Origin of the sequence: Bradyrhizobium sp. CB1717, from assembly GCF_029714325.1 — a bacterium.
Lineage (GTDB): Bacteria > Pseudomonadota > Alphaproteobacteria > Rhizobiales > Xanthobacteraceae > Bradyrhizobium.
Window position 1 is genome coordinate 4,144,486 of sequence record NZ_CP121666.1, and the last position, 22,780, is coordinate 4,167,265.

26 protein-coding genes and 1 tRNA gene are annotated in these 22,780 nt (G+C 60.9%); 13 read left to right on the plus strand and 14 right to left on the minus strand.

The genetic code is table 11. The features are described from left to right. Positions 1 to 7 precede the first annotated feature (7 nt). Positions 8 to 775, plus strand: coding sequence for an SDR family oxidoreductase (locus QA649_RS19620; RefSeq protein ID WP_283025622.1), 768 nt, complete (start codon positions 8 to 10; stop codon positions 773 to 775). Between the two features lie 201 nt (positions 776 to 976). On the opposite strand, the gene QA649_RS19625 is transcribed toward QA649_RS19620, so the two are convergent. Further along, the gene (locus QA649_RS19625) at positions 977 to 2,200 is read right to left on the minus strand and encodes a serine hydrolase domain-containing protein (protein WP_283025623.1); all 1,224 of its coding nucleotides are present in this window, start codon (positions 2,198 to 2,200) and stop codon (positions 977 to 979) included. Between the two features lie 148 nt (positions 2,201 to 2,348). Between QA649_RS19625 and QA649_RS19630 the strand changes: the two genes are divergently transcribed. Then, positions 2,349 to 2,424 (plus strand) — tRNA-Trp (locus QA649_RS19630). A 62-nt stretch (positions 2,425 to 2,486) separates the two neighbouring features. Here the strand turns inward: QA649_RS19630 and QA649_RS19635 are convergent. After that, on the minus strand, positions 2,487 to 3,644 hold the full coding sequence (locus tag QA649_RS19635; RefSeq protein ID WP_283025624.1) for a tyrosine-type recombinase/integrase: 1,158 nt from the start codon (positions 3,642 to 3,644) through the stop codon (positions 2,487 to 2,489). Then, complete coding sequence (locus QA649_RS19640) at positions 3,641 to 4,069, minus strand: hypothetical protein (protein WP_283025625.1); 429 nt, start codon at positions 4,067 to 4,069, stop codon at positions 3,641 to 3,643. Before QA649_RS19640 ends, QA649_RS19635 begins: the two co-directional genes overlap by 4 nt. Positions 4,070 to 4,181: 112 nt before the next feature. On the opposite strand from QA649_RS19640, the gene QA649_RS19645 reads away from it, so the two are divergent. From QA649_RS19645 to QA649_RS19685, 9 genes are all read left to right on the plus strand, one after another. Continuing rightward, on the plus strand, positions 4,182 to 4,385 hold the full coding sequence (locus QA649_RS19645) for a DNA-binding protein (RefSeq protein ID WP_283025626.1): 204 nt from the start codon (positions 4,182 to 4,184) through the stop codon (positions 4,383 to 4,385). Beyond that, positions 4,386 to 4,604, plus strand: a complete 219-nt coding sequence (locus QA649_RS19650; protein ID WP_283025627.1) for a hypothetical protein — start codon at positions 4,386 to 4,388, stop codon at positions 4,602 to 4,604. A gap of 181 nt (positions 4,605 to 4,785) precedes the next feature. Then, on the plus strand, positions 4,786 to 4,998 hold the full coding sequence (locus QA649_RS19655) for a hypothetical protein (RefSeq protein ID WP_283025628.1): 213 nt from the start codon (positions 4,786 to 4,788) through the stop codon (positions 4,996 to 4,998). Then, a complete protein-coding gene (locus tag QA649_RS19660; protein WP_283025629.1) occupies positions 4,995 to 6,074 on the plus strand; it encodes an AAA family ATPase in 1,080 nt (359 codons plus the stop codon). The genes QA649_RS19655 and QA649_RS19660 overlap by 4 nt, the downstream gene beginning before the upstream one ends. A gap of 177 nt (positions 6,075 to 6,251) precedes the next feature. After that, positions 6,252 to 6,602 (plus strand): hypothetical protein, encoded by a 351-nt coding sequence (locus tag QA649_RS19665; protein WP_283025630.1) that lies wholly within the window; start codon positions 6,252 to 6,254, stop codon positions 6,600 to 6,602. 14 nt (positions 6,603 to 6,616) lie between these two features. Further along, the gene (locus tag QA649_RS19670; RefSeq protein WP_283025631.1) at positions 6,617 to 6,889 is read left to right on the plus strand and encodes a hypothetical protein; all 273 of its coding nucleotides are present in this window, start codon (positions 6,617 to 6,619) and stop codon (positions 6,887 to 6,889) included. A gap of 23 nt (positions 6,890 to 6,912) precedes the next feature. Beyond that, positions 6,913 to 7,956 (plus strand): phage major capsid protein, encoded by a 1,044-nt coding sequence (locus QA649_RS19675; protein ID WP_283025632.1) that lies wholly within the window; start codon positions 6,913 to 6,915, stop codon positions 7,954 to 7,956. Between the two features lie 44 nt (positions 7,957 to 8,000). Further along, the gene (locus QA649_RS19680) at positions 8,001 to 8,543 is read left to right on the plus strand and encodes a hypothetical protein (protein WP_283025633.1); all 543 of its coding nucleotides are present in this window, start codon (positions 8,001 to 8,003) and stop codon (positions 8,541 to 8,543) included. Between the two features lie 81 nt (positions 8,544 to 8,624). Then, on the plus strand, positions 8,625 to 9,440 hold the full coding sequence (locus tag QA649_RS19685; RefSeq protein ID WP_283025634.1) for a hypothetical protein: 816 nt from the start codon (positions 8,625 to 8,627) through the stop codon (positions 9,438 to 9,440). Between the two features lie 173 nt (positions 9,441 to 9,613). Here the strand turns inward: QA649_RS19685 and QA649_RS19690 are convergent, their stop codons facing one another. From QA649_RS19690 to QA649_RS19705, 4 genes are all read right to left on the minus strand, one after another. After that, complete coding sequence (locus QA649_RS19690; RefSeq protein ID WP_283025635.1) at positions 9,614 to 9,973, minus strand: hypothetical protein; 360 nt, start codon at positions 9,971 to 9,973, stop codon at positions 9,614 to 9,616. A 19-nt stretch (positions 9,974 to 9,992) separates the two neighbouring features. Beyond that, positions 9,993 to 10,910, minus strand: a complete 918-nt coding sequence (locus QA649_RS19695; protein WP_283025636.1) for a hypothetical protein — start codon at positions 10,908 to 10,910, stop codon at positions 9,993 to 9,995. Positions 10,911 to 11,000: 90 nt separating this feature from the next. After that, positions 11,001 to 11,621 (minus strand): DUF6680 family protein, encoded by a 621-nt coding sequence (locus QA649_RS19700; protein WP_283025637.1) that lies wholly within the window; start codon positions 11,619 to 11,621, stop codon positions 11,001 to 11,003. Between the two features lie 93 nt (positions 11,622 to 11,714). After that, positions 11,715 to 11,846 carry a hypothetical protein gene (locus tag QA649_RS19705; RefSeq protein ID WP_283025638.1) on the minus strand — a complete coding sequence of 44 codons (132 nt, stop codon included), beginning with the start codon at positions 11,844 to 11,846 and terminating at the stop codon, positions 11,715 to 11,717. Between the two features lie 369 nt (positions 11,847 to 12,215). On the opposite strand from QA649_RS19705, the gene QA649_RS19710 reads away from it, so the two are divergent. Continuing rightward, positions 12,216 to 12,785 carry a hypothetical protein gene (locus tag QA649_RS19710; RefSeq protein WP_283025639.1) on the plus strand — a complete coding sequence of 190 codons (570 nt, stop codon included), beginning with the start codon at positions 12,216 to 12,218 and terminating at the stop codon, positions 12,783 to 12,785. A gap of 276 nt (positions 12,786 to 13,061) precedes the next feature. On the opposite strand, the gene QA649_RS19715 is transcribed toward QA649_RS19710, so the two are convergent. From QA649_RS19715 to QA649_RS19725, 3 genes are all read right to left on the minus strand, one after another. Then, complete coding sequence (locus QA649_RS19715; RefSeq protein ID WP_283025640.1) at positions 13,062 to 13,823, minus strand: glycosyltransferase family 2 protein; 762 nt, start codon at positions 13,821 to 13,823, stop codon at positions 13,062 to 13,064. A 128-nt stretch (positions 13,824 to 13,951) separates the two neighbouring features. Continuing rightward, positions 13,952 to 14,458, minus strand: a complete 507-nt coding sequence (locus tag QA649_RS19720; RefSeq protein ID WP_283025641.1) for a hypothetical protein — start codon at positions 14,456 to 14,458, stop codon at positions 13,952 to 13,954. Positions 14,459 to 14,465: 7 nt separating this feature from the next. Further along, a complete protein-coding gene (locus QA649_RS19725; RefSeq protein ID WP_283025642.1) occupies positions 14,466 to 14,972 on the minus strand; it encodes a hypothetical protein in 507 nt (168 codons plus the stop codon). 153 nt (positions 14,973 to 15,125) lie between these two features. On the opposite strand from QA649_RS19725, the gene QA649_RS19730 reads away from it, so the two are divergent. Continuing rightward, positions 15,126 to 16,814 carry a hypothetical protein gene (locus QA649_RS19730; protein WP_283025643.1) on the plus strand — a complete coding sequence of 563 codons (1,689 nt, stop codon included), beginning with the start codon at positions 15,126 to 15,128 and terminating at the stop codon, positions 16,812 to 16,814. Here QA649_RS19730 and QA649_RS19735 read toward each other — a convergent pair. The 4 genes from QA649_RS19735 to QA649_RS19750 form a co-directional block, all read right to left on the minus strand. Then, positions 16,804 to 17,838: a Gfo/Idh/MocA family oxidoreductase gene (locus QA649_RS19735; protein WP_283025644.1), complete on the minus strand. Its 1,035-nt coding sequence runs from the start codon at positions 17,836 to 17,838 to the stop codon at positions 16,804 to 16,806. The genes QA649_RS19730 and QA649_RS19735 overlap by 11 nt on opposite strands. Before the next feature lie 3 nt (positions 17,839 to 17,841). Further along, the gene (locus QA649_RS19740) at positions 17,842 to 19,047 is read right to left on the minus strand and encodes a class I SAM-dependent methyltransferase (RefSeq protein WP_283025645.1); all 1,206 of its coding nucleotides are present in this window, start codon (positions 19,045 to 19,047) and stop codon (positions 17,842 to 17,844) included. After that, positions 19,040 to 20,257, minus strand: a complete 1,218-nt coding sequence (locus QA649_RS19745; RefSeq protein ID WP_283025646.1) for a class I SAM-dependent methyltransferase — start codon at positions 20,255 to 20,257, stop codon at positions 19,040 to 19,042. The genes QA649_RS19740 and QA649_RS19745 overlap by 8 nt, the downstream gene beginning before the upstream one ends. A 265-nt stretch (positions 20,258 to 20,522) precedes the next feature. After that, positions 20,523 to 22,775: a hypothetical protein gene (locus QA649_RS19750; protein ID WP_283025647.1), complete on the minus strand. Its 2,253-nt coding sequence runs from the start codon at positions 22,773 to 22,775 to the stop codon at positions 20,523 to 20,525. Positions 22,776 to 22,780: the final 5 nt, after the last annotated feature.

A 22,780-nucleotide genomic window follows, 5' to 3' on the forward strand; every position in this document is an offset into this window, starting at 1 on the left:
GAGAAGCATGACCTTGTTCGACATGAAGGGGAAAGTCGCCGTCATCACGGGCTCGACGCGGGGCATCGGGCTCGCGATCGCCGAGCGCATGGCCGAGCACGGCGCCAAGGTGGTGATCTCCTCGCGCAAGGCTGATGTGTGCGAGCAGGTGGCGAAAGGCATCAACGACAAGTTCGGCAAGGGCACCGCCGTCGCTGTTGCCGCCAACATCTCCTCGAAGGAGAATCTGCAAAACCTCGTCGACGAGAGCAACCGCGCCTTCGGCAGGATCGATGTGCTGGTCTGCAACGCGGCATCGAATCCGTATTACGGCCCGCTCGCCGGCATCTCCGACGATCAGTTCCGCAAGATCCTCGACAACAACATCGTCGCCAACAACTGGCTGATCTCGATGGTGGTGCCGCAGATGATCGAGCGCAAGGACGGCTCGGTCATCATCGTCTCCTCGATCGGCGGCCTGAAGGGCTCGACCATCCTCGGCGCCTACGCGATCTCGAAGGCCGCCGACATGCAGCTCGCGCGCAATCTCGCCTGCGAATACGGCAAGCACAACATCCGCGTGAACTGCATCGCGCCCGGCCTGATCAAGACCGACTTTGCGAAAGCGCTGTGGGACAATCCGGAGAACCTGAAGGCCTCGACCTCGCGCTCGCCGCTGCTGCGCATCGGCATTCCCGACGAGATCGCCGGCGCGGCCGTGTTCCTGGGTTCGAAGGCCGGCGACTTCATGACCGGCCAGACCATGGTGATCGACGGCGGCGCGACGATCAGCTGAGGGCGCGCCTGAAGGGGCACGCAAGCCCACTCCAACACCGGTGTCATCGCCCGCGAAAGCGGGCGATCCAGTACGCCGCGGCCTTCGATGGAGAGTGCGCTCTCACCACATCTGCCGCGGAGTACTGGATGCCCCGCCTTCGCGGGGCATGACGGCGAGAGTGAGGAGGTAGCGTCGCGACTAGCTAGATTAAGCGCCCCCTCACTCCACCGCCGCGTAAACCAGATCCCGCACCAGGGTCCGCGTATAGTCGCGCTGTCCCGGCCCCTGACTCATGAACACCGCGAACAGGTCCTCCTTCGGGTCGATCCAGAAGAACGTGCCCGCGATGCCGCTCCAGAAATACTGGCCGACGCTGCCGGGGAAGGGCGCGATGCCGGCCTCGCGGCGCACCGCGAAGCCGAGGCCGAAACCGTGGCCGGGCGAGAGCAGCGTGCCGTTGATGGGAACGCCGGGTCCGAGATGATCGGACGCCATCAGCTCCAGCGTCTTGCGGCCGATGATCCTGTTGCCGTCGAGCGTGCCGCCGTTGCGCAGCATCAGCGCGAAGCGGGCATAGTCCATCGTGGTCGAGACCAGACCCCCGCCGCCGGATTCCATCACCGGCTGCTCCAGCATGTTGAACAGCGCGACCTTGTCGCCGGTCCAGGGATCGGCCGCAAACGGCTCGGCGAGCCTGTTGGCGTTGGCCCCGGAGGTCGCAAAGCCGGTCTCGGCCATCTGCAGCGGCGCCAGGATGCGGTCGGTCAGGAAGCTACCCAGCGGCTTGCCGCTGACGACCTCGATGATGCGGCCGAGGATGTCGGTGGAGCGGCTGTAGTTGAACTCGTCGCCGGGATGGCAGACCAGCGGGAAGCTCGCCACCAGCGCCGCGTGCTCGGCATTGCTGATCTTGCGGCTGCGGACGCGGGACTCCTGGTAGAGCTTGTGTACCGGACCGTCACCCTGGTGCTCATAGGTGAGGCCGGAGGTGTGGCGGAGCAGGTCCTGCACCGTCATTGCCCGCCTGGGCGGAACCAGCTCCAGCCTGCCGCCATCGACCACGCCGACCTTCTGGTCAGCGAACTCCGGAATGAACTTGGCCACGGGATCGCCCAGCAGGAGGTGGCCGTCCTCGACCAGCGCCATGACCGCAACCGAGACGATGGGCTTGGTCATCGAGAAGATCCGGAAGATCGAATCGCGCGCCATCGGCGCCGCGCCCGCCGGGCTCTGCCTGCCGAGCGCCTCGAACCAGCCGACCTGGCCGCCCCTCGCCACCAGCAGCGTGACGCCCGGAACGGTCCCCTTGTCGATCTCGCGCTTGAAGGCGTCCGACATGGCCTGGAGGCGGGGGCGGGACAGCCCCAGCGTCTCGGGCCTGGCTTCCGGCAAAGGCGGCGTCTGGGCTGCGGAGGCGGGATTAAGGGCGGCTTGGGCGTTCATGAGGGCTCCCGGGTTGTTCTTGTCGTTCGGGACGGACTGTCGCCCAGAAGTCGCGGTGTGAACAAGCGGCCCGTGTGCGCTTCTCCCTTGCAATCCGGTCGCCCCCTGTGCTTGAAAGCGGCCCTGAGCCGCGGCGACGCAGGTTCGTAGGAGTGTAGCTCAATTGGTAGAGCACCGGTCTCCAAAACCGGGGGTCGCAGGTTCGAGCCCTGCCACTCCTGCCAGCTAAATCAATAACTTAGCGCTAGAACCAAAGCGGAACGGGCTGGACTCTGCTACCCGTTTGCTACCCATCGCCTTTTTTCGCCCTTGCTGCCTGAAGCGCGGCGTCTACCCTAGCTGCGGCGTCTTCCTGCATCCCCGGCAGGACGTGGCTGTAAAGATCCAGCGTGATCGAAACCTTGCTGTGGCCAAGCCGCTCACTGGCGATCTTCGGATGAACGCCGGACTGCAGTAGGTGGGTGGCGTGAGCATGCCTTAGATCGTGGAACCGATAGACCGGCAAGCCCGCGTCTTTAATCAGCCGCACCCATTCGTGAGTGATGAAAGTCGGCTGCATCATGGTGCCGTCAGCGTGGGCGCAAACGAAATGCTCGTCAGACAGCCTCACGCCGAGCTTTAGCAAGTCCTGGGCCTGCGTCGCCCGGTAGGCTCGCAATTCCTCCACTAGGCTTGCGGAAAGAGCCACGGTGCGGGCCCGGCCGGATTTGGGTGGCTTGAGCCGGACGGTGCTGTTCAACTGCTCGGCAGACTCGACTACCGCGAGCTGTCCCGCCGACAGGTCGATACTTTTCCAACGAAGGGCGGCGATCTCGCCGCGGCGCATGCCGCAGAGCACAGCCAGCAGGGTGGGGACGTGCATCCGGGTGGGACGCATGGCCTCGATAAGGGCCGCTGTCTGCGCCATGTCGTAAGTTTCCATGGCCGATTTTTCCACCTTGGGCGGATCGACGGCATCGGCGGGATTGCGCTGGAGTGACTGCCACTTCACGGCCTGGCCGAGTGCCTGCTTCAGGACGCGGTGCATGTGGTGAACGGTGCGGGGCGATAGGCCGCCTTTGCCATCTCGCCGGCCACTCTCGAGCGCCTTGGCATACATGGCGCTGATGTCCTGCGGTTTTAGCCTAATCAGCGCAGAACCGCCGATTAGCGGGATGATATTTTTCTTAACGAGCTCGTCATAGCGCTCGTGGGTCTTTGGCGAGACCTGTGATTTGATGTGGTCGATCCAAGCCGTCAGGAATTCACGGACAGTAGTTTTGTCAGGCGCCCGGTAGGTACCGCCATTGATCGCTGCGATAAGCCTTGCGCACTCAACCTGAGCCGCTCGCTTGTTTCCCTTGAATGAGTGCCATTTGCGTATGCGCTTGCCAGTGGCGGCGTCGCGCAGATCGATGATTATAGCCCAGTGGCCGGGTGAACGCTCGCGAATATGCCCTTTCATGTGCCGTCTCCTGGCAGTGCTCGCCGGCTAAGCGCCGCGAGAGCAAGTCTTCGTTCGTCGGGGGAATCAGTCGGCATGCCGGCGAGCAGCGCTTCAGCGGCAGCCGCAAACGCCTCCCGATAGCATCCTGGGTCTTTCATCCAGTCCGTCGCGTCATATCCCTCAAAGCCGTTAGCTCGCTGGCCGAAATGCCAGAACGTCGAAGCCACCAGCATTGCGATCTTCTCAACTCCCGGAAATCGCTCCTGCTGGCCAACGGACTCGGAGAGTCGTTCCGCAGCGTCTTCTGAGATCGTTAGGCGCTTCTTGGCTGCTGATTTGCGAAGTGCTTCGTACAGGTGCTCGTGCACGCGAAACTGCAAGACGGGTCGCGCGCCTACGCCGCTCTCCCCAATTTTTTTCTTTGCCGTGGCCTTTTTTGTCACCGGTCTTACCCCTTATTCACAACCGGTGTATGACTATCACTACAAAAAAGATTGCACAATAGGGGATGGACGGATATTTGTAGTGAAATCACTACAGAGAGGGCCGTGGCCGATGTCTCCTGAACTCAAAGAACTGCTATCGAAGCCAACTGCATCCGTTCCCCGTACCGGGCGGGTTTGCTTCGGACTGGGCACAAATGCTGCCTATCGTGCCGCCAAGGACGGGTCGATTCCGAGCATCAAGGTGGGCGGCCGGATCGTTGTACCGACCGCTGCGCTTAGGAAGATGCTCGGCATCGAGCCGGAGGCTGCCTGAATGACCACTCTTCGCTCATTAGCGGACTTGGGTGTCGTCTTCGCTCCGTCCATCGTGCCTGTGATCAGCGACGGCTCCGAGATCGGCCACATCGTCGCGCACGGCGATACTCAGGCTACGGCCTTCGACGCCGCCGGCCGTCCTCTAGGAGTCTTCTACAGCCGTGCCGCCGCGGAGGCGGCGGTGAGAGGCGCATCATTTCAGGAGATCGACCGTTGAGAAACGAAAAGGCCGCCCTGGCAGGCGGCCCACTTCCGGAAGTCTCTCTCGCTGCTAGCAAGATCGACTTGGAATCTAACTCTACTCTAAATGAAGTTCAAGCCGCGAAACTCTCGCGACTTTACGCCTTGGCGCATTGCACCGCGCGCACGATTGCAACCCTTTGCTATGGAGTTGCGCGGTGAACCTCGAGCACTATCAAGAGCGCCAACTTGCCGTATTTGCAGAACGCTGCGGCACCTTGGCGGAGCGCGTCGCGGCTGGACAACTCCGACTGATCGATGCGGCCGACATGCTCCAATCTGCTGCGGAGATCTCCGGCCTTGTCGAGATGGTCGGAGATGATCGCGTCCAAGAGATCATGGCATCGGCATTTACCGGGAGGCGCGAATGACTGTTCACGCCGACCCTGGGAAAATGACCAATCTTGAGTTGGACAATATGGCCATACTGCAGGATCAGTTTGGCCCAGGCTTTAAGCGCACAAACACCAATGTTCTGATGGCGGCAACGTTTCCGCCCCTCAAGGCAATCGTGCCCGGCTACGTCTACGCTGGCTTCGTTGTGCTCGCTGGCAGGATGAAGCTAGGCAAGACTTGGTTGGCCATTGATTGGGCCGTTGCCGTCGCCACGGGCGGCACAGCAATGGGGTCTATCGACTGCGAGCGCGGCGACGTTCTCTACATCGACATGGAGAATGGGCCACGTCGTATTCAATCCCGGATCAGGGCGCTTTTCCCGCAAGGGCAGTCGCTGCCTGATATGTCGCGGCTTGATTGGGTCACCGAGGCGCCGCAATTGGATAAGGGCTTCATTGACCGCCTCGAGCGGTGGCGCTTGTCGGTCAAAGTGCCAGCCTTCGTGGTGATAGATGTATTGCAGAGGGTGAAGCCGGCCGGCAACAAGACGCAGAACGCTTACGAATCTGACTATTCGATTTGGGCCCCACTGCAGGAATGGGCGACGCGTCACGGCGTGGCCGTGCTCGGCCTGCATCATACGAAGAAGGGCGGCGCCGACGATCCCTTGGAGGCGCTGTCTGGTAGCAACGGCCTATCCGCCGTCGCGGATACCACGATCGTTCTCGACCAGGATCAGAATGGCCGGACGCTCTACGTCAGAGGGCGAGATGTCGAGGAGAAGGAAACCGCTCTGCTTTTTGCTGCTGGCGCCTGGAGCATCGTTGGCGAAGCCGCGGAGGTTCGACGTTCCAGCGAGCGCACCAAGATTATAGCGGCAATGGGAGACCACGGTCAGCCAATGGCACCGGCGGATATCGTTGCGGCCACCGGCATGGCCAGCCTGAACGTCCGTCAACTCCTGTTCAAGATGGCCAAGGCTGAACAGGTCTTCAAAGTCGGAAACGGACGTTACTGGACCAACCCCCTACCAAACACCACTAACACCGATAACGCAGTAACGGCTGACGACGACGAGGAGCGAACGTTCCAATCGGGAACGTTGGCATGAGCGGCCGTCGCCACGCGTTATCGCCGTTACCGCTGTTAGCGGGGGGGGGGTAGCTCAAATGCTCCAGCCAATGGGGAGCGCGACCGGCCAGGGCCAAAAATTCACACAAAGCCAAAATTAGATTTCGGGTATCGAATTATGGTTAGAGGTAGACGACCTAAACCGCCCCATCTTCGCTTGGTCGACGGCACGCATCGACCGGCCCGCCACGGCAGCGAGGCCGACGCGAAGGCGACAGCTCAGCGAGAGGCGCATGATTTCGGGCAACTGAAGCTGCCGGCCTATCTCAAGGGCGCGGCTCGAGACGCCTGGAAGCGTTATATCGAACCGGCGCATTGGCTGGATGCATCTCGCGAACCTTCGGCAGTGGCCTTCTGTGAGCTGTATCAGGAGATGCGGCGAGCCCCGGCAAGCTTTCCAGCCTCAAAACATACTCAGCTTCGCGGCTACATGGCCGACCTGGGGCTTACCGACACTCGGCAACGGCAGGTCGCACCCAAGATCGAGCGGGATGAGTTTTTCGACTAGATGGCCCTCCGCGCGTGACCACCGCTGCCAGCATTCGAAAGAAGCGTCTCCGCGCTCGTCAGCGCAACGGTGAAATCGTTGTGCCCGTGGTCGTGAACAACGCGACCATTGAAAAGCTGATCGGTATGCAGTGGTTGATGGAGGTGGAAAGCGAAGACCGCGCGCAAATCGGCGCCGCGATTGCTGACCTGTTAGCTGACATGAAATTTTCCGGGACGCGTGGACAGTCAACCATTCTCGATCGTGGTCTTATCGTTCCCAGATCGAACTATGAGAGCGAGCGATGACAAAGGGCCCCCGACCCGTCCCAGTGCGTGCAGACTACCCCAAGGCTTCTGGACTCGCATTGGAGCGAGCGGCATTCGCGCTTGCGCATCAGGCGGCGCTTGGGCGCCGGGGCGAGGAGATCGATAGTTTCATCCCCGCGGATGATGCCGTCGCAAAGGAGATTATCATCCGCGCGGTGGCGGTGCCTGGTTCAACCACTGGCTCCGGCTGGGCCGCTGATCTGGCACAGCAGTCGTTTGGGCAGTATCTCGCCGACCTTGCGCCGTACTCTGGCGGGGCCCGCCTGATCGCACAGGCACAGCCGGCGGTGGCCAATAATCCAGAGAACCCGACGACCTATCCGACCAGGGCGGGAGCATCGGCCCTGACTTTCGTCGGCGAGGACGCGCCCATTCCGGTTTCCAACTACACGTTCAACGGCGCGACGATCGGGCCGAAGAAAAAGATGGGTGTGATCCTTCCCTGGTCGCGCGAACTATCGAAACGGTCTGATGCTGTTAACATCTTCTCGCAGATGCTGCGTGAAGATCTCGCTGCCGGCATTGATACCGCTTTCTTTTCGACCAGCGCGGGTACCTCCGCGGCACCCGCTGGCTTGCTCTACGGTGTCACGGCCGGCACGGGCTATGGCGGCGGCGATCGTGATGCAATCGACAACGATCTGACCAGCCTCTCCGACGTCGTGGCAACGGGCGGCAGCGGAAATGTAACCTTCGTCATGGCTCCGGAGCGGCTGGCTCGGCTGCGGATCAAGGCGCCTGACTTGGTGCGTGCTCTCGATATTGCGCCGAGCGCTGTTGTTCCTACGTCGCGCGTGATTGCGGTCGATGCAGCGGCGCTATTGGTTGCTGTTGATCCGGAGCCCGAACTTGAAGCTTCCGACGAGGCGCTGATCCATATGTCGAGCGTTCCGCTAGAAATCGTGAGCCATACCGGCCCGACCACTGCTGACCCAGTCCGATCGCTATGGCAGACCGCCTCGATGTCCTTCAGGCTCCTCTATTCAATGGATTTCTCGAAGCGTCGTTCAACGGCGGCTGCTTATTTGGATGGAGCTTCGTGGTGAGAGAGTTTCCCGGTCTTTCTGGGTCTTCCCCGGGAAGCGGCACCGTGTCGGGTCCTGGCGAGCAAGCCGAACGTGGACCCGACACGGAACGCCGGGAACGTGTTCTCGCCCGCGCGCTGGAGGTCCTATCACGACGGGATCAACAGCAAAGAGAGCACGAGGCTTGGCTCAGCGATCCCGATCGGATTGCTCGGTCACGAGAAACCGAAGAGTGGCAGCGAAGGCGCGACGCACCGGCCAAACCAGTCGACGCGGAGCCGGACAAATCATCTCGCCGATCGATCGAACGTCTAGTCGATGTGACGCTGGCTCGAGCTAAGGAGCTTTGTGCGGCTGCTTGGGGTGCTACCTACGTCAAAAAAAGCAATACGGGCTTGCCCAACAAGCACGGCAACTGCGAGGGCAAAGCCCTCTGGCTCCAAAAGCATCTCGGCGGCGTTGTGATGACAGGGTTTAAGCACGGTCGAGAGCGTCACGCTGTTCTGCTGTTGCCCATTGAGGGCAAGCTACACGTAGCTGACGCAGGCGAACTTACGCCCGTCGACGAATATCCTTTCTTCGTCGAGGGGTTTTACGAGTTCGGGTGAAGGGTCTTCTCTACGACGATTGGCGGCTTGCGTGGATGCAACCGACAAACCCCTCCTTCATGACAAACGGAGACTTTGAAAATGGCATCTCGCTTCTGGGTCGGTGGCACTGGCACTTGGGATTCATCGGACACGACGCACTGGGCCGCATCCTCTGGCGGCGCTGGCGGTCAATCGGTGCCCGGCTCAGCCGACCAAGTTATCTTCGACGGGTCGAGCGGCGGCGGTACGGTAACGCTCAACTTCGGCGGCACCATCACTGTTCAGCAGATTTCGATGGGCTCCTTCACCGGCACTTGGGATAACAGCGTCAATAACAACAACATTACTGTTTCGGCCGGAAGCGGCAACGGATTCTCCCTCACTGGCACCGCTACGCGAACCATCAAGCTTGGCAGCGCCACTTACACGCTGACGAACGCGTCGGGTGTTTGGAATTTTGGCACCACCAACAATGCAACGTTCACCGGCAGCTCGGCAACCATCGCATTCACAAATGGCGGCACGTTCACTGGCGGGGATAAGACTTATGGCACGCTCAGTCTTGCCGCGCTGACGGGCGCGAATGCTTATTCGATCGGCGGCACCAACACCTTCAGTAACGTCAGTATCACTGCGCCTTGCTGGATCGAGTTCGCGAGCTCGCAAACGTTTTCGGGCGCGGTTAACTGGGCCGGTTCGTCGGGCTCCGTCATCGCGCTTATGCCGAACTCAAGCGGTTCGCAGCGAACGCTGGCGTTTGCCGCCGGATCAACCCTGCAGTGGTGCGCACTGCGAGGTGTCGCCAATACCGGATCGCCCACCATCACTAACAGCTTCGATCTTGGCAACAATAGCGGCGCGTCGATAGGAGCGCCTGGCAGCGGCGCTGCCGTCAGCTTTGTCATCGGCTCCTAAGTGTGGCGTTCGGTATGGCGCCACGGTGCTTTTACGGCATGGTCGGATGATCCAACAAAGGCGCCCGATCGAGGGTCGACCGGTCGATGGTTTTGCGCGAGCCCGACATCGGCGCGTGGTCTGTCTCTCGTCGCTACGACAATGTAGCTTCACTCGAGAATGTTTCCACGAAGTTAGTTGTTGGTTCGATTCTGTTTTGCTGCGGCGATCTGTTCCAGCTTCTTTCCCAAATCGTCACGCATTAGCTCTGCGACATCCGGAGGTATGACGTATGCGCTCTCGTTACCGCCCTGAAGAGGGACAAAACGAACGACAACTTCGGTGTGGTGAGCGTCGAGACTCAAAGTCACGAGAGAAACCCGCTCAGTTGCAAGCGGGTAAGGCTTTCGGCCTTTGCGTTGCGCTTTTAGTTGATCCTGAAACGGAGCGGCTAATTGGAATAGCCCGAGAAGTTCATGTTCGGAAAACGTGATCTCTTTTCCAGAGTCAGTAATTACACGAAATCTGCGCCCATCCAACTCGGTAAGTCGCATTGCCGCCTCCGATTCGTTTTCACCCGCCTAAAAACATGTTCTTCAGCGGCTCTATAAACGGAGTGATTACTCCGATATGGTCCGCGCAAACCGCCATGAAGTGATTGTATGCCGACCATCGCGAGGGCTTGTCTTTAGCGGATTGTAACGCCGACAGCGCATCTTGCATTTTCTTTAGTTCGTCGCCATCGACTCCGCTGTCGGCCAGCGCTTGGTGGACCTCAGATATCAGCTTGTTTTCCGAAAAATCGATTTGCTTGTTCGTGGAGCTATCGACAACGCTCGTGTGCCCCGAATTTGAAACCGATGTAAGATTACCATACACAATTTGATTGGTTATGTTAGTGACATTGCTGGCTCCTTCACTCGCTTGATTATCTGCTGCCTTTCCTGATGTGATTGTTGCGGCGATCGGTGCCGACTTTTCCAGTTGGATGGTCAATTCGAGTATGCGCGATCTCACGGCGGCCAACAAGGCAACTACGCTCGGCGAAGAAATCTTGCCATGGACGCTAACGCAGTTCATGCCCGGATACATCTTGCCTTGAAGGAGAAGAATGAGATTTGAAGCGTCGATATGTAGTTGTCCGCCACTTTCATCAACTCTGGACAATAGGTTCTCAATCGCTGGAACGCTCTGTCGCTCTGAAATGGTCAACCAGTGTGCGCCAGCGCACTCCTGAATTACGTAAGCAGGAACCGGAGCATTCTTCATTTGAGATCCAAAAGCGCCTATGAAGCTTGCCGTGTAGTGCACGGTCAATATGCGGTACGGCGGCACCTCAGTCTCATCTGCATAGCCGTCCAATTCGAACCGCACCCAATCTTCGAGTACGTCGCTGCCTAGCCGAGATGCTAAAAATCTGAGTTTCAGCAAAATGGGCGCGAGTGGCCTGTTTTCCAGGATGTCTTGCTGAATGTCGCTCAATAGCGGCATGGTTTGGAACTCCGCCCTTTCTTCTTGTCGCCCTGCTGAGCGAATAGAGCGCGGCTCAGGGGGTGGTAGTGGCCGCCCAGATGAACGCGCTCAGTTGAGGTTGCGCTCGTCTTGAGCACCCGTGAAAACGACCCTTAACGCACCAGACTCGTCGTAAGCATCGTGCAGCCTCTTCAAAACGGCGAGCTGCAGTTCAGAAGGCCCTTCGCCCGCGTTCTGCACCCTTAGAGGATTGCTGCCCTCCAACAGCCTCTGAAGTCCTGAAAGCACGGCTAACTGGGCTTGCTCAAGATCGACGCGTCCTTGCGGGTAGTACATGCCGCGTCGGATCTCCTCCTCAGAATGGGTGCGCCCTAGGGACTTGCTCATAGCGAGAAGTAGGGCGACTAGTCGGTCGTTGCATCGTTCGATCCATGCAACCTTCATAGCTTGCTCTGTATTGTCAGGTAGGGGATTATTGAGCTCGCCGAACAATGCTCGCCAAGTGTCGATTACCGGCTTGTCGGATTTTGAATGAAATTCAAGATCGATTTGGTTCAGGGCTTGTACGTAAGCATCTGAAAGACGCGTTGCTCGATTGGTCATTAGGGCTTCGAATATGCGCATTCTGCGCATCTTCTTTTCTGCCGCCCTCTCGATGAACTTTTGGGCTTGAACCGCGAGCACCGGCCCAACGAGCGTCGCAAAAACAACAGCCCAATCGATATTCATGAATCACCCCCGCGTTGCCTTGTGTGCAACCTATAGGCGCGCGAAGGCGCCACCGGAAGAGGGGGTAGCTCATTTATGCAAATCGGTTAGTTGCTAGCCCATGGACCGCATGGCGTTGTCGGTCATCTGCTGGCGATAGGATGCGCGCTTTTCTTTGAAACGCGCCTTCGCGAGCATCGCTATGCTGACAAGTAGGAGAAAAGCCACGGCGCCGATGGTTTCCATCGTCATCTCCTCCGGAGATCCTCTTCTGAGAATCTGAATCAACCCGAAGCTGTTTTCAAGGGCAAATATGCCGGTTAGATGCGCTGCTCGCCGTCTATTTGCCCTTGGCTAGCCCGATCTCGACCAGCCGGCGGATAGCTTCGGGGCGCCCGGGTAAGTCGTCCTGGGCCCGGCGCCAATCGTCCAGCGGTTTTGCCAATTCTGGCTGCAATCGCACAAGCACCGCGGCACCGGCCTCGGATGGCCTTTTCTTGGTTGATTTCGTGATATCACGAGTTGATTTGCTCATATCTCATGATATCATGAAAGCGAGCCGGGGCAAGGCGGCAACCTCGCTCCCGGCTCTAACCCACAACATGGAGGTTACCCATGACGCAGGCTACCCAAACACCTACCACCAGGCGGCAGTTTTCCAAGTGGCTGGCGGCGGCTACGGCTGGCGCCGCTACGGCCACAGTGTCCGCAACCGCGCTCACATCGCCCGCGGACGATAGCGCGCTGCTGCAGCTCAGGGACCAAATCTTTGAGGCCTGGGAGGCGTCCCATGCTTATGATGACGATCTCTGTCGGCTCCCTGAGCTGCGGAGAGCCGAATACGAGCGGCTTTTGGAGCAGGAAAAGACAGGGGGCCAATACATCAGCGCGAGAGAGCGCTGGGATGCTGTCTTTGCAATTCCGGAGGTCCAGCGACTCGATCACCTCGTGGTTTTGAGCGAACAGCACTTTGAAAGGATGGCCCGGCTCGTGGAGCGTATGTGGGGCATTCCAGCGAAGACGGAGGCCGGCCGCTCCGCGAAGGTGGAGGTGCTTCTGTCGTGCATCATGGATTGGCGCGACCCGGACGGGGAGATGGATTGGCGCCCGCTTATGGCGCGCCGGCTATTGGTCGATCTCGTCGGCGGCGCCGAGGCGGAATCGTTCCGAGAAATTTACGCCTAGCGCTGCTACCATTTTGCTACCGAACTGCTGGTGACAAACGGTGACAGGGCGGGATGATGCATCCCGCCCTGTTCATTTTGTGCCGATAGTTCAACACGTGGGGTGACATTCAGTTACAGAAGAGGACGTCGCTTCACGAACTCCAAAACCGGGGGTCGCAGGTTCGAGCCCTGCCACTCCTGCCAGCTAAATCAATCAGTTAGGTCGAATTTTAGCGAGGCGGGATAGGTATGCCGGTGGCGGCTGTTGTCCGCCACAGCAGGCCTTGCCCGTGGATCAGCGTGCGGAGGTCCGGCCGGCTTCGACGGGAATCTGGCTGAGATCGACGTCCCGGATGGGAACGCGGCGGAGCAGCGAGAAGATCGTCCCGCCGAGCTCGAAATAAGTGCGCAGCCGCAGCGCACGGGAAGAGCCCTTCAGCTCCGCATTCAGGCTGACCGGCACCTGCACGTAGGTGAGGCCGAGCTGGAGCAGCGAGATCAACGCACAGATCTGATAGCCGTAGCCGTCGGCCTTGACCGCGATCTGGCGCAGCCATCTCACGGGGTAGACGATCATGCTGTGGTAGTCGGACAGCCAGAAGCCGAACAGGCAGTTCAGGATGAAGCGCAGCGAATGCGACTGGATCGAGCGGTTGACGGAACGGTCCGATTGATTGTCGCGGTGGGTGATCACCATGTTGGCGGCGCCGACCGCCTTGAACATCCTCTCAATGCCTTCGTTCTGGAAGGCGTGATCGCCGGGGATCAGCGTGATGGAATCGAATTTCGCGCGCGACAGGGCGTATTCGAAGCCGGCGCCGACACCCCGCCGCTCGGCGTTATGATGAACAATGATCCGCCGGTCGCTGGCCGCGAATTCGTCCATGATCGCGCCGGTGGCGTCGGTGCTGCCGTCGTCGATCAGAAAGATCTCGAAATCGTCCAGCAGTTCGCGTGCCAGCGGCAGCACGCCGTCGATGGTGTCGGCGATCTTGTCCTGCTCGTTCAGAGCAGGGATAACGATCGTAAGCCTTTTTGCCGCCCTGGAAGGTGTCATAACAAAACCCGTCGCCGGCCACTCGGTACTGTTGGAACCCCACCCACAACTCTAGGTGATCGAAACGCGGCCGACAATATCGGTCCCGTCAATCAGGTCAACGCAAGTGCGTTGCATTCGGGCAACAACTAGTCGACAAAATCGTATAGCCCGGTATCGCCGATCCCGAAGGCACGCCGCAGGCGCCCGATCCGGCCGGCCATGATCTGCCCTGCCGCCGTCACGGCAAACCGCGAATCGACCTGCTCGACCAGGCCGCCGTCCATCAAGATCCCGGTCCGCCCCCGGAACAGAGCTGGAACTTGCCGTTCCACGACGTCCGACAGCGGAGCCGTCCGCCCGGGCCGCTCGGCAAGACCCAGCAGGATGTCCAGCGAGACCGATTTGTAGACTGCGCCGAAAGCGAAAACGTATCCCATGACGCCAAAGCCGAAAATCGATGCGGCGTCCCAATAGCGGAATTGCGGAACGGTCAAGATGCCGAGCAGCACGCCGAGAAGATGCGAGGCGACGGCGGTGATCGCGAGCACGATCACCGGTGCAAGCGACCATGCCCGAGCGCGCGCGACGAACTGCAGGACAGGTGCCAGCACGGCAAAGGCGACGGCAGCGATGAAACCGACAGCGAATGACATCGTGACGTTATCCAAGCCCGGTTGAGAAACGAACGAACTTGACGAAATGCGCCACCGCGAGCCCCTTGGCCGTTGGCGCCAATTTGCCGTCGGCCATCATCACCATTCCCGAACCGATCAGCAGCTTCAATCGATTGCGCGCGAAGGTGCCGAGATCTCCGCCCTGCATGTAGGCCGCAGCCCATTGCTCCAAGGTGAGGGGAGATCCGGCCCGGGCGAGCGCCGTGAGCAGCGTCAGGGTAAAGCCCCAGGCCAGCAGGCTGAACAGGACGTAGCAAAGCATCATCGCCGTCGCCAGGAGGAAGACGCCGCTGACCACGTCGTCGAGATGCCTCGGCCCCGGAATTGCGACGCAGGCGATCACAAAAAGTACCACCACGCTGAGACAGCCCAGCCGAAAACGGCGGCCAGTTCCGCGAATGGCAGTGATACGTGCATAGCACAGCAACAGCAGCGGAAGCGCGACACTGAGACAGATCGCAGTGGTCTGCGCCGGGCCCGGAAGGAAGTTCATCGCGGAAAATCGCCTTGGACGTCTTGGACGCCTTGGTGCCGACCAGCCTGTGCGGTGTCTATAGGAGGTCGGATTTTTGGGGTCAATGACCTATCGAGATCCGGTCATTCGGCCCTTGCGGCGCTCAGATAGGCATGCGAATTCTTGCCGCCGATGCGTTCCCTTTCCCCTCCCGGCACAATGCTACGCGCGACAGTCGTTCTGCTGGCGCTGCTGCTGGCCGCGCATGCGCCGATGCTGCTGAACGACGGCCTCTTCATGGACGACTGGCTGGTGCTCAAGCCGCGTCCGGACTACATGATCGACATCGATTTCCTCCTGTCCGGCGCCGGCCACCCGGTCTTCTACAGCTACGATACCATCGCCAACTGGACCGGTGCGCCGGTCGCCGTGATGGTGGCGCTGGCCTTCGCCGGAATTCTCCTCGGCGCCACGTGTCTGGTGCTGACCGCAACGCGGCTCGATCTGCTCGATCGCGCCGAGGCGGTCGGCTTCGCGCTGATCGTCTGGACCTATCCCGGCTATCAGCTCTGGGCGGGCAAGGCGAATGCGGTCTACGTGCTCAGCTTCGGGCTCCTGTTCGTCGGCACGTGGCTCCTGACGCTCGCCTTCAGTGCTCATGGCCTGCGACGCGTTCTTCTTCGCGTCGCCGCCGCGCTGGTATTCCTTCTGAGTTTCGCGCTCAACTCGACGATCGTCCTCTATGCCTTCGTGGTGCTCGGTCTCCTCGTTGCGATATGGCGGAACGGGGACGCCACGCACGGCTTCGTTCGCCGCACGTGGCTCGCAGCCTGGCGCTGCGCTCTGGGCTATCCGGAATTGATGGTGCTTCCTCTGGTCTATTGGGGCGCGCTCAACGTCTGGTTCAAGCGGATCGGCGTGTACGCGCAGCACTATGGCGCCCATTTCCCGACGCTCGGCGAGTTGGCGAACGGCTGGAAGGCGTTTTTCATCACGAGCTATTGGGACGTCGTGGTCGGCGCGCTCAAGATGACAATCCAGGCACCGGCGCCGCTCGTCGTGGCCGCGCTCCTCGTCGGCGCCGCCTTGTTGTTGTGGTGGTCCGAGGCGAGGCCGACCGCCGCGAAATATACGGTTGCCGCGCCGCTCTTGCTCGCCGTCGTGCTGTTTCTCGCCTTGTCGTTTCCCTATCTGGTCGCCGGCTCGCGGCCCTCCAGCTTGCACTTCTACGAGAGCCGTCATCTGCTGATGTTCGGCCTGCCATCGGCGTTGGTCCTTCTCGGTCTCAAGCGATGGGTCGAACGCGTGATCGGTCCGAGGGCAGCCTTCGCGCTCGTGTTCGGAACTGGATCGGTGCTGTCGATCGGCCTGCTGTTGAACACATACATCTTCATGCAGGCGAGAACCCTCAAGCAGGAAGCTCTTGCGAACGATCTTGCGAACCGCGCACAGCCGGCAGCAACGGTCTTTGCGGTCGATGATGGTTTCGTCGATTACCCGTCCCGGCATGTGCCGTTCGGCCTGGCCGAGGTTACGGGCATGCTCCGCCTGGCCTGGGGTGATCAACCCTTCTTCGGATTTGCGTTGCGGGCCGAGCGGCCGACCATCCTCCAGGAAATGGAAATGGCGCGGACGGCGCCGGGCAGCGCGTTCCGTCATTTCGATCCGTCCGGGCCGCAGGCGACGATCTTGTTCCAGCCGGGTCCTGGCGCCGCGCCGAACCAGGCTCTGGTGCGCAAGTACTACGCGTGCCGTCTGCTGTCGCGTTGCGACGTATCACAGCTTCTGCGGCAACTTGCGGAGGTGACCATAAAGCCGGGTCCGATCGCGGGCATAGTACCGCTCGATCGCCCGAAAGCGGATGCGATGCCTAGCCGCTGACCTGCCGCTTCCAGATCGCCTCGGCAAGCGCAATGTCGGTCACCGAATCTGCGCCGGATGCAAGCGGCGTCCCTCGCTCGACGATGTCGGCGACGAACGCATTGGCCTGACGCCGGAACGCCCAACTGCCTTCGCCCGTCAAGCGCGTGATTTGGTCGCCCTGGTCGAGGATGACCTCCGCCTCCTGCTCGGCAAAGGGCGGGGGCAGTTCAATGGTCACCGCGCCGCGCTCGAACTCGATCTTCAGCCCCTCGCGCCACGGACCTTCGGACCCGTTCGCAAGCTCCAGCGCGCAGGCAACGCCCCCGAAGTCGAGCGTCACCGTCGCAGCGCCGGAGGTCTCGACCATGCTATCGGCGACTGTCGGCGATGATCCGAGCAGGTAACGCGCGAGGTTGATGATATGACTGAACACGTTCAGAAAGTTGTCGTAGCCGGGCCGTAGCGTGCCCGGCATCCAGTCGGGACCATCCTGCCAGAGCTCGAGCCCGTCCGGCCGGGTTTCGCCGGTCATGACGAAGTTGTCGTGCGATCGGCCGGTGTCGCCGCCGAAGCACCAGCCTCTTACTCCGACGATGCGTCCGAGCGAGCCGTCTGCGCGCAGGCGCGTCAGCTTGTCCAGCGCGCGCGCTACGCCGGCATCGTAACGCTTCATGTAGCCGATGCTGTAGACGAGGTGCCGGTGCCGCGCAGCTTCGACCAGCGATGCGGCCTGAGCCGTCGTGTAGGCCATCGGCTTCTCCGACAGCACGTGCCGGCCACTGTTCAACGCGTCCAGCACGATCGGGCCGGTGGCGCGGCGCTTCGTCACGACGACGACGGCAGATACCTCGCTATCCGCGAGCAGCTCCCGGTGCGTGCCGTAGATCCGCGAGATGCCGAATTTCTGCGCGGCGGCGGCCGCCAGATCGGGCCGGAGATCGGCGATCGCGACGACGCGGCAGGCGGGATTGGCAGCGAAATTGGCGAGGTGGCACATCTGGCCGACCATGCCCGTTCCGATCATGCCAATGCCTGGCCTCACTGGCTAGGATCCCTCGAGGCGCTTCCGGACGACGAGGAAATGCGCCGGCTGACCCCAGGTGTTGATGAACGCCGGGTCTGACTGGGTGAGGGCGGTGATCGCGGACGCATCGCGCCGCCCGATCGCGCTGAAGATGCGATGGAAGCTGTCGAGCGTCGCCGTGATGGCTTCGATGTCGGAAGCATCGTCGGCGAGAATGTCTGTCGTCAGGATCGTCTCGCGCAACGAAGCGAGGCTCGCGATCACGCGCGGCAGGCTGTCGCCGAAGGGCTCGTCGATCATCCTGTCGACATCGAGCACCAGCGCTTCGATCGAAGCCGAGATCGCGCTCACCGCGTCGGCCTGGCCGACCAGATAAAGCTTCCGTCCGCCGAGGAAGCTCAGGCGGCTGCGGTCGAGGTGGCGCGTCGCGCGACGCAGCTTCTCGTCCGCCGGCAGGACCTTCTTGTGCCAGTAGACGTCCAGGCTGTCACGATAGGCGGGCCATGCCGAATGGATGTCGAACCCCTGCTCATGCGCCGCCGTGCAGAGGGCGCCCGAATCGAGGAAATACCGGTATCGGACGAACGGATTTTCGAGCACGTCCATCAGCCAGGATTCGAAGCTGCGGGTGTGCGGAATGCTGTTCCACTTCGCCTCGAACAGCGACTTCGCCGTTTCCAGCGCCGGTCGGCCCGTCAGAGCCTTGCCCGCGGCATGGATCGCCTTGAGCGCGAGCTCGAAGAAGCCGCCATATCGTTCGTAATAGGAAACGACGGCATAACCGTCCGGATTGAGCAGCCGGTGGAAGATGCCGAGCCATTTTTCGCTCGGCTGCACCGTGTAGATGAAACCTTCGGCATCGATGATGTCGAAACGCCGGTCGCTGTGAAACCCCTCGACGTCGGCCAGCGCGAGTTCGCGCAGACGATCGGTCAGGCCGAAATGCGCGAAATAGGCCTCAATTTTCGGATGCGCATGCCGGTTCGGTTCGGCGAGCGTCATGTTCGCGCCCCAGCCGGCAAACACCAGCGCGTTCTCACCGGAATCAGGACCGAACTCGAGCACCTCGGCATCGCGGAACAGCCGCGGCGGCAGCACGAGCTTGTCCGAAAACAGCTCGCGCCGCTGGCTGGCATATGCGTCGAGTTCGGCGGCCGATTTGAAATTCCCGAACGTCGGCAGGACGTCCTGACGTTCGTAGTAGTTGAAGAGCTTGTCCTCAGCCATGCCGCGTCCCAAGCGCCGCCTCGAGCTTGTCGAGCTCGCTCCAGATGTCGGAGGGCGCGAAGATGGAAACGATATGCAGCGGCCGCTTCACGTTCTCGCGCAGCCGGCTGCTCACCTTGGCCTCGTTCTCCTGGTTCACGGCGAGCAGGCAGACGAGCGGATCAGACTTGCCGGCGAAGTCGTCGGGCGAGCGGATCGGTATGCCGGTGCCGGGCAGGAACAGTCCCTGGCGCTCTTTCTGGTCGTCGACCGAGACGTCGACGAGATCCGCCAGTTCGTGCGCGTTGGTGAAAGTGCAGGCGCGGCAGCCCGCGCCGTAGATGGCAATCTCGGCGCCGCTCGCGCGGGCCTTGGCGAGGATCGGCCGCAGGCGGGCGCCGTACTCCCTGGCGCGCTGACCGAATTTCTCACCGACGCCGGCGGGCGCGGGCGGCGCCGTGACCGGGCCCGTGGCACGGCGGGCGGCGATCGCGAGACTGCCGCCGCTGAAATTGTATTTCTTCACGGACACCGTTTCGAAGCCGTGGCGCGCGAGCAGCGCGACCAGCGTCGGCTCGGTGAAGTAGCTGACGTGCTCCTCCCAGAGCACCGAGAGATCGCCTGCCGTCGACCCGGGTGCGAAATCGGGCACGTCGATGAACAGCAGCCCGTCCTCCTTCAGCGCGATCTTCACGCAGGCGAAGAAGTTCTCGAAATCGACGATGTGCTCGAGCACCTGGCGCGAGATGACGAGGTCGAACTTGCCGGACTGAGCGACCGCGTCGTGGGCCATCTCAGGGCTGAGCATGTCGGCATAGACCTTGATGCCGCGCTCGCGGGCGATCTTGCCCGACACCGGATTCGGCTCGACACCGACCATGACCTTGGTGCCGCGCTCGCGAAGCTTGTCCATGAACAGGCCGTCGTTGCAGCCGATCTCGAACACGGATTGGTGGCTCGAGAATTTCGCGATCGTATCGAGCTCGTCGACCTGATGCGGCTCAGGCTTCCAGCTGCTGAAATTGTAGTTGAACTGCCGATACAGGATGTCGGGATCGATCGGCTTGACGATCTGGGGCAGACCGCACTCGCCGCAGGCGAGCACCTCGAACGGGTACCGTTCGTCCTGCTCGTTCCGGCTGTGTCGAAGCCGATGCGCAATCGGCATCATTCCGAGGTCGATGACTGGTCGCAGGTCGGTCGAATGGCAGAGGCGGCAATGATCGGTCACGGGTCTAGCTCTTTGCAGGAAAAGTTCTGAAGTTGTGGCCCCGAGCCATTACGGCCCGCAACTGGCATTGTACGGCTATATAGGGCCCCAGCGTTCACCTCAATTGATAAGTTAAGATCCCGCACTGTTCGCAAGTACCCTATCCGATAGACGGACGCGTGAAAAAAAGAGCCGATTCGACGGGATTTTGCCGTGACAATCTTGCGTGAGGCCGGCCTCGCGAACCCGTCGGCGTCACCTTGCCATGCGGCACATCCGCAAGGCGCTATTCTTCATGCTTGGTAGAGTGTTGCCGGGATCGCCATGCGGCAAGCACTGCAATACCCTCCCAATACTCTTTGCTTCCTCCGGTTACACGACTACGGTTCCGCAGCTCGGTGATTGCCGCAACTTGTGCGTCGCTCATTTGGACTCCCAAACCCTTCCACGTCAGCAATATGTAGTCGGCTCCGACATGGAGCACGTCTAGATTGCGCTGCATGCTATCTGGATCAAAAAGCGGGCTCTGCCCGTGTGCCCAGAAATCGAGCCTGTTGCTCTCGATGTAAAAGGCATTCACTTCGTGCCGGCGCAAAGCGGCGATGCTGAGCGGAGGCGGTCCGAGCAGAACGTCTCCATAGTCAGGCAGGAACACCGGATGCAGGGTGTCGACCACCCGGCCGGATGGCAGGAGTGGGGATTCGGCGCAGGTCGGCAGGAAGCGCAGAGCGGAATTGACGGGCAGGATGTGCCAGCCCGGCGCAACGTGGCGTGAGACCTCCAGACAGCGGCGAGGATCTAGATCGTCAAAGGAAGGGGAGGTGCCAACCAAACCGATGCGACCGGTGACATATGCCAAGGCACCCCCGACGCGCGCCCGGGTTATCTCGCCCTGCGACCTTGCCACCACGGTTGCAACCAAGGCCGCCAGACAGATCGCAATTGTCGCAGCAGGCAGGGAGCCGACATGGTCTTGCAATCGGTACCGCCGAAAGACGCCGGCAAGGGGCACTATCACTGCAATGGCAATCAGAGGCGTTGCGACCGACCGGAAAGCGAGCATGCGCTCGAGACTACCATGCGAAGTGAGAGTGATGAGGCAAACTACGGCGAGTAGAGAGAGAGCCAGGCCGATGGCGAAGGGGCCGTTCCCCTGTGGTCGCCGCACGCCAAGCAAGGCGGCGCATGCGACAATGAAGACAGGGTATGCCCAGAAGTTCGCCGCGAAAAACAAGCCGGAGAGCACCGTCCAGAAGCGATGCGCAGCGGCCACGACGTCGAGCATCGAAAATCCGGCATATTTGATGCCCTGCGCGTTGTTCACGTAGACCATGAGGTCCAAGCTGGAGATTTGACGAAAGCGCTCGACGTTGATGAGAGGCATGAACACGCCGATCGGATTCACCTCGGCGATGCCGAGATAGATCTGATTGACCAGGAGGCTGAGAGCCGCTGTGCCAAGGCCGATTGTGGCCACCACGAGCGGCCGCACCATACCGCGTGGGCCGTGAGCGAACCAGCCGGCTCCCGCTCCCGCCATCAAGAATGCTGCGGCGATGATCGCCGCTTGGGGGATCATGATCGCGATGGATATAACGGCCGGCACCAAGGCGCGGAAGATCACGCGAATCTTTGTGGTGGCATAGAGCAGCCCGGCCCAACATACAAACAGGAGGAAGGCTCCTGTCTCGTAGTGAAAGCGTCCAGTTTCCAGTCCGATAAAGCTCGACCACATTGCGATCAGGGTCGCGCAGCCCGGCAATATCCAGCCCGTTGTGAGTCGCGCTGCGACGCGATGGACCAATGCCGTGATGGATAGCAAGTAAACAACGGAAAGGACTTGATGAGCCATCGGACCTGCGAAGCTCACAAGCAACATATCGGCCCCATGGCCGCGGCCGAGCAGAAACCAGAACAGCTTCGGTTCGTCGGGATTGAGCCAAAGAGTATGCCGGTTCTGCAGATCGGCGAGAAGCGGAAGATAGAGCTGTGGAATATCACCGCGGGTCGCGTCGAGCACAACGCCCTTCACGAGCAGGAGTACGAGGGCGGATAAACCCAGCAGCCCGACCAGCAGCCATTCGGCTGCCGTAAATAGTGTCCAATGGCCGCGGGATGGTCGAGCCAGCTGCCGCGCAAGGTAGCAGGCTACGATCGCCGTCAGGAATGGGACGGTGATCCACGGGAAGAGCAACCCGGCCGCACCGAGGCAAACGCCAATCAGGCTGCAGAGAGCCGCGCCGCCGAAGAATTGCAGCACGAGCAAGTCGGCGGTGTCGAGGTAGATATCCTCGTCGGCGAGCGGGCTAACGAGCAGGGCCCCCATTCCGACAAACGCGAGAGCGACATAGGGAGCGAGGATAGCGAGACACAAGCTGTTCCACGCTGTAAGGAAGCCGCCACTGAAAAATTGGACCTCGGGAGGAATCTTCACCAAAAGGCCGACCGCGGCGATGAGGAAGGGAGCTGTCATCAAGGCGGCGCGCGCACTCGTTTGCCAGCGGGGCTCGCCCCAAGACAGGAATCTACTGAAATGCATCTGAA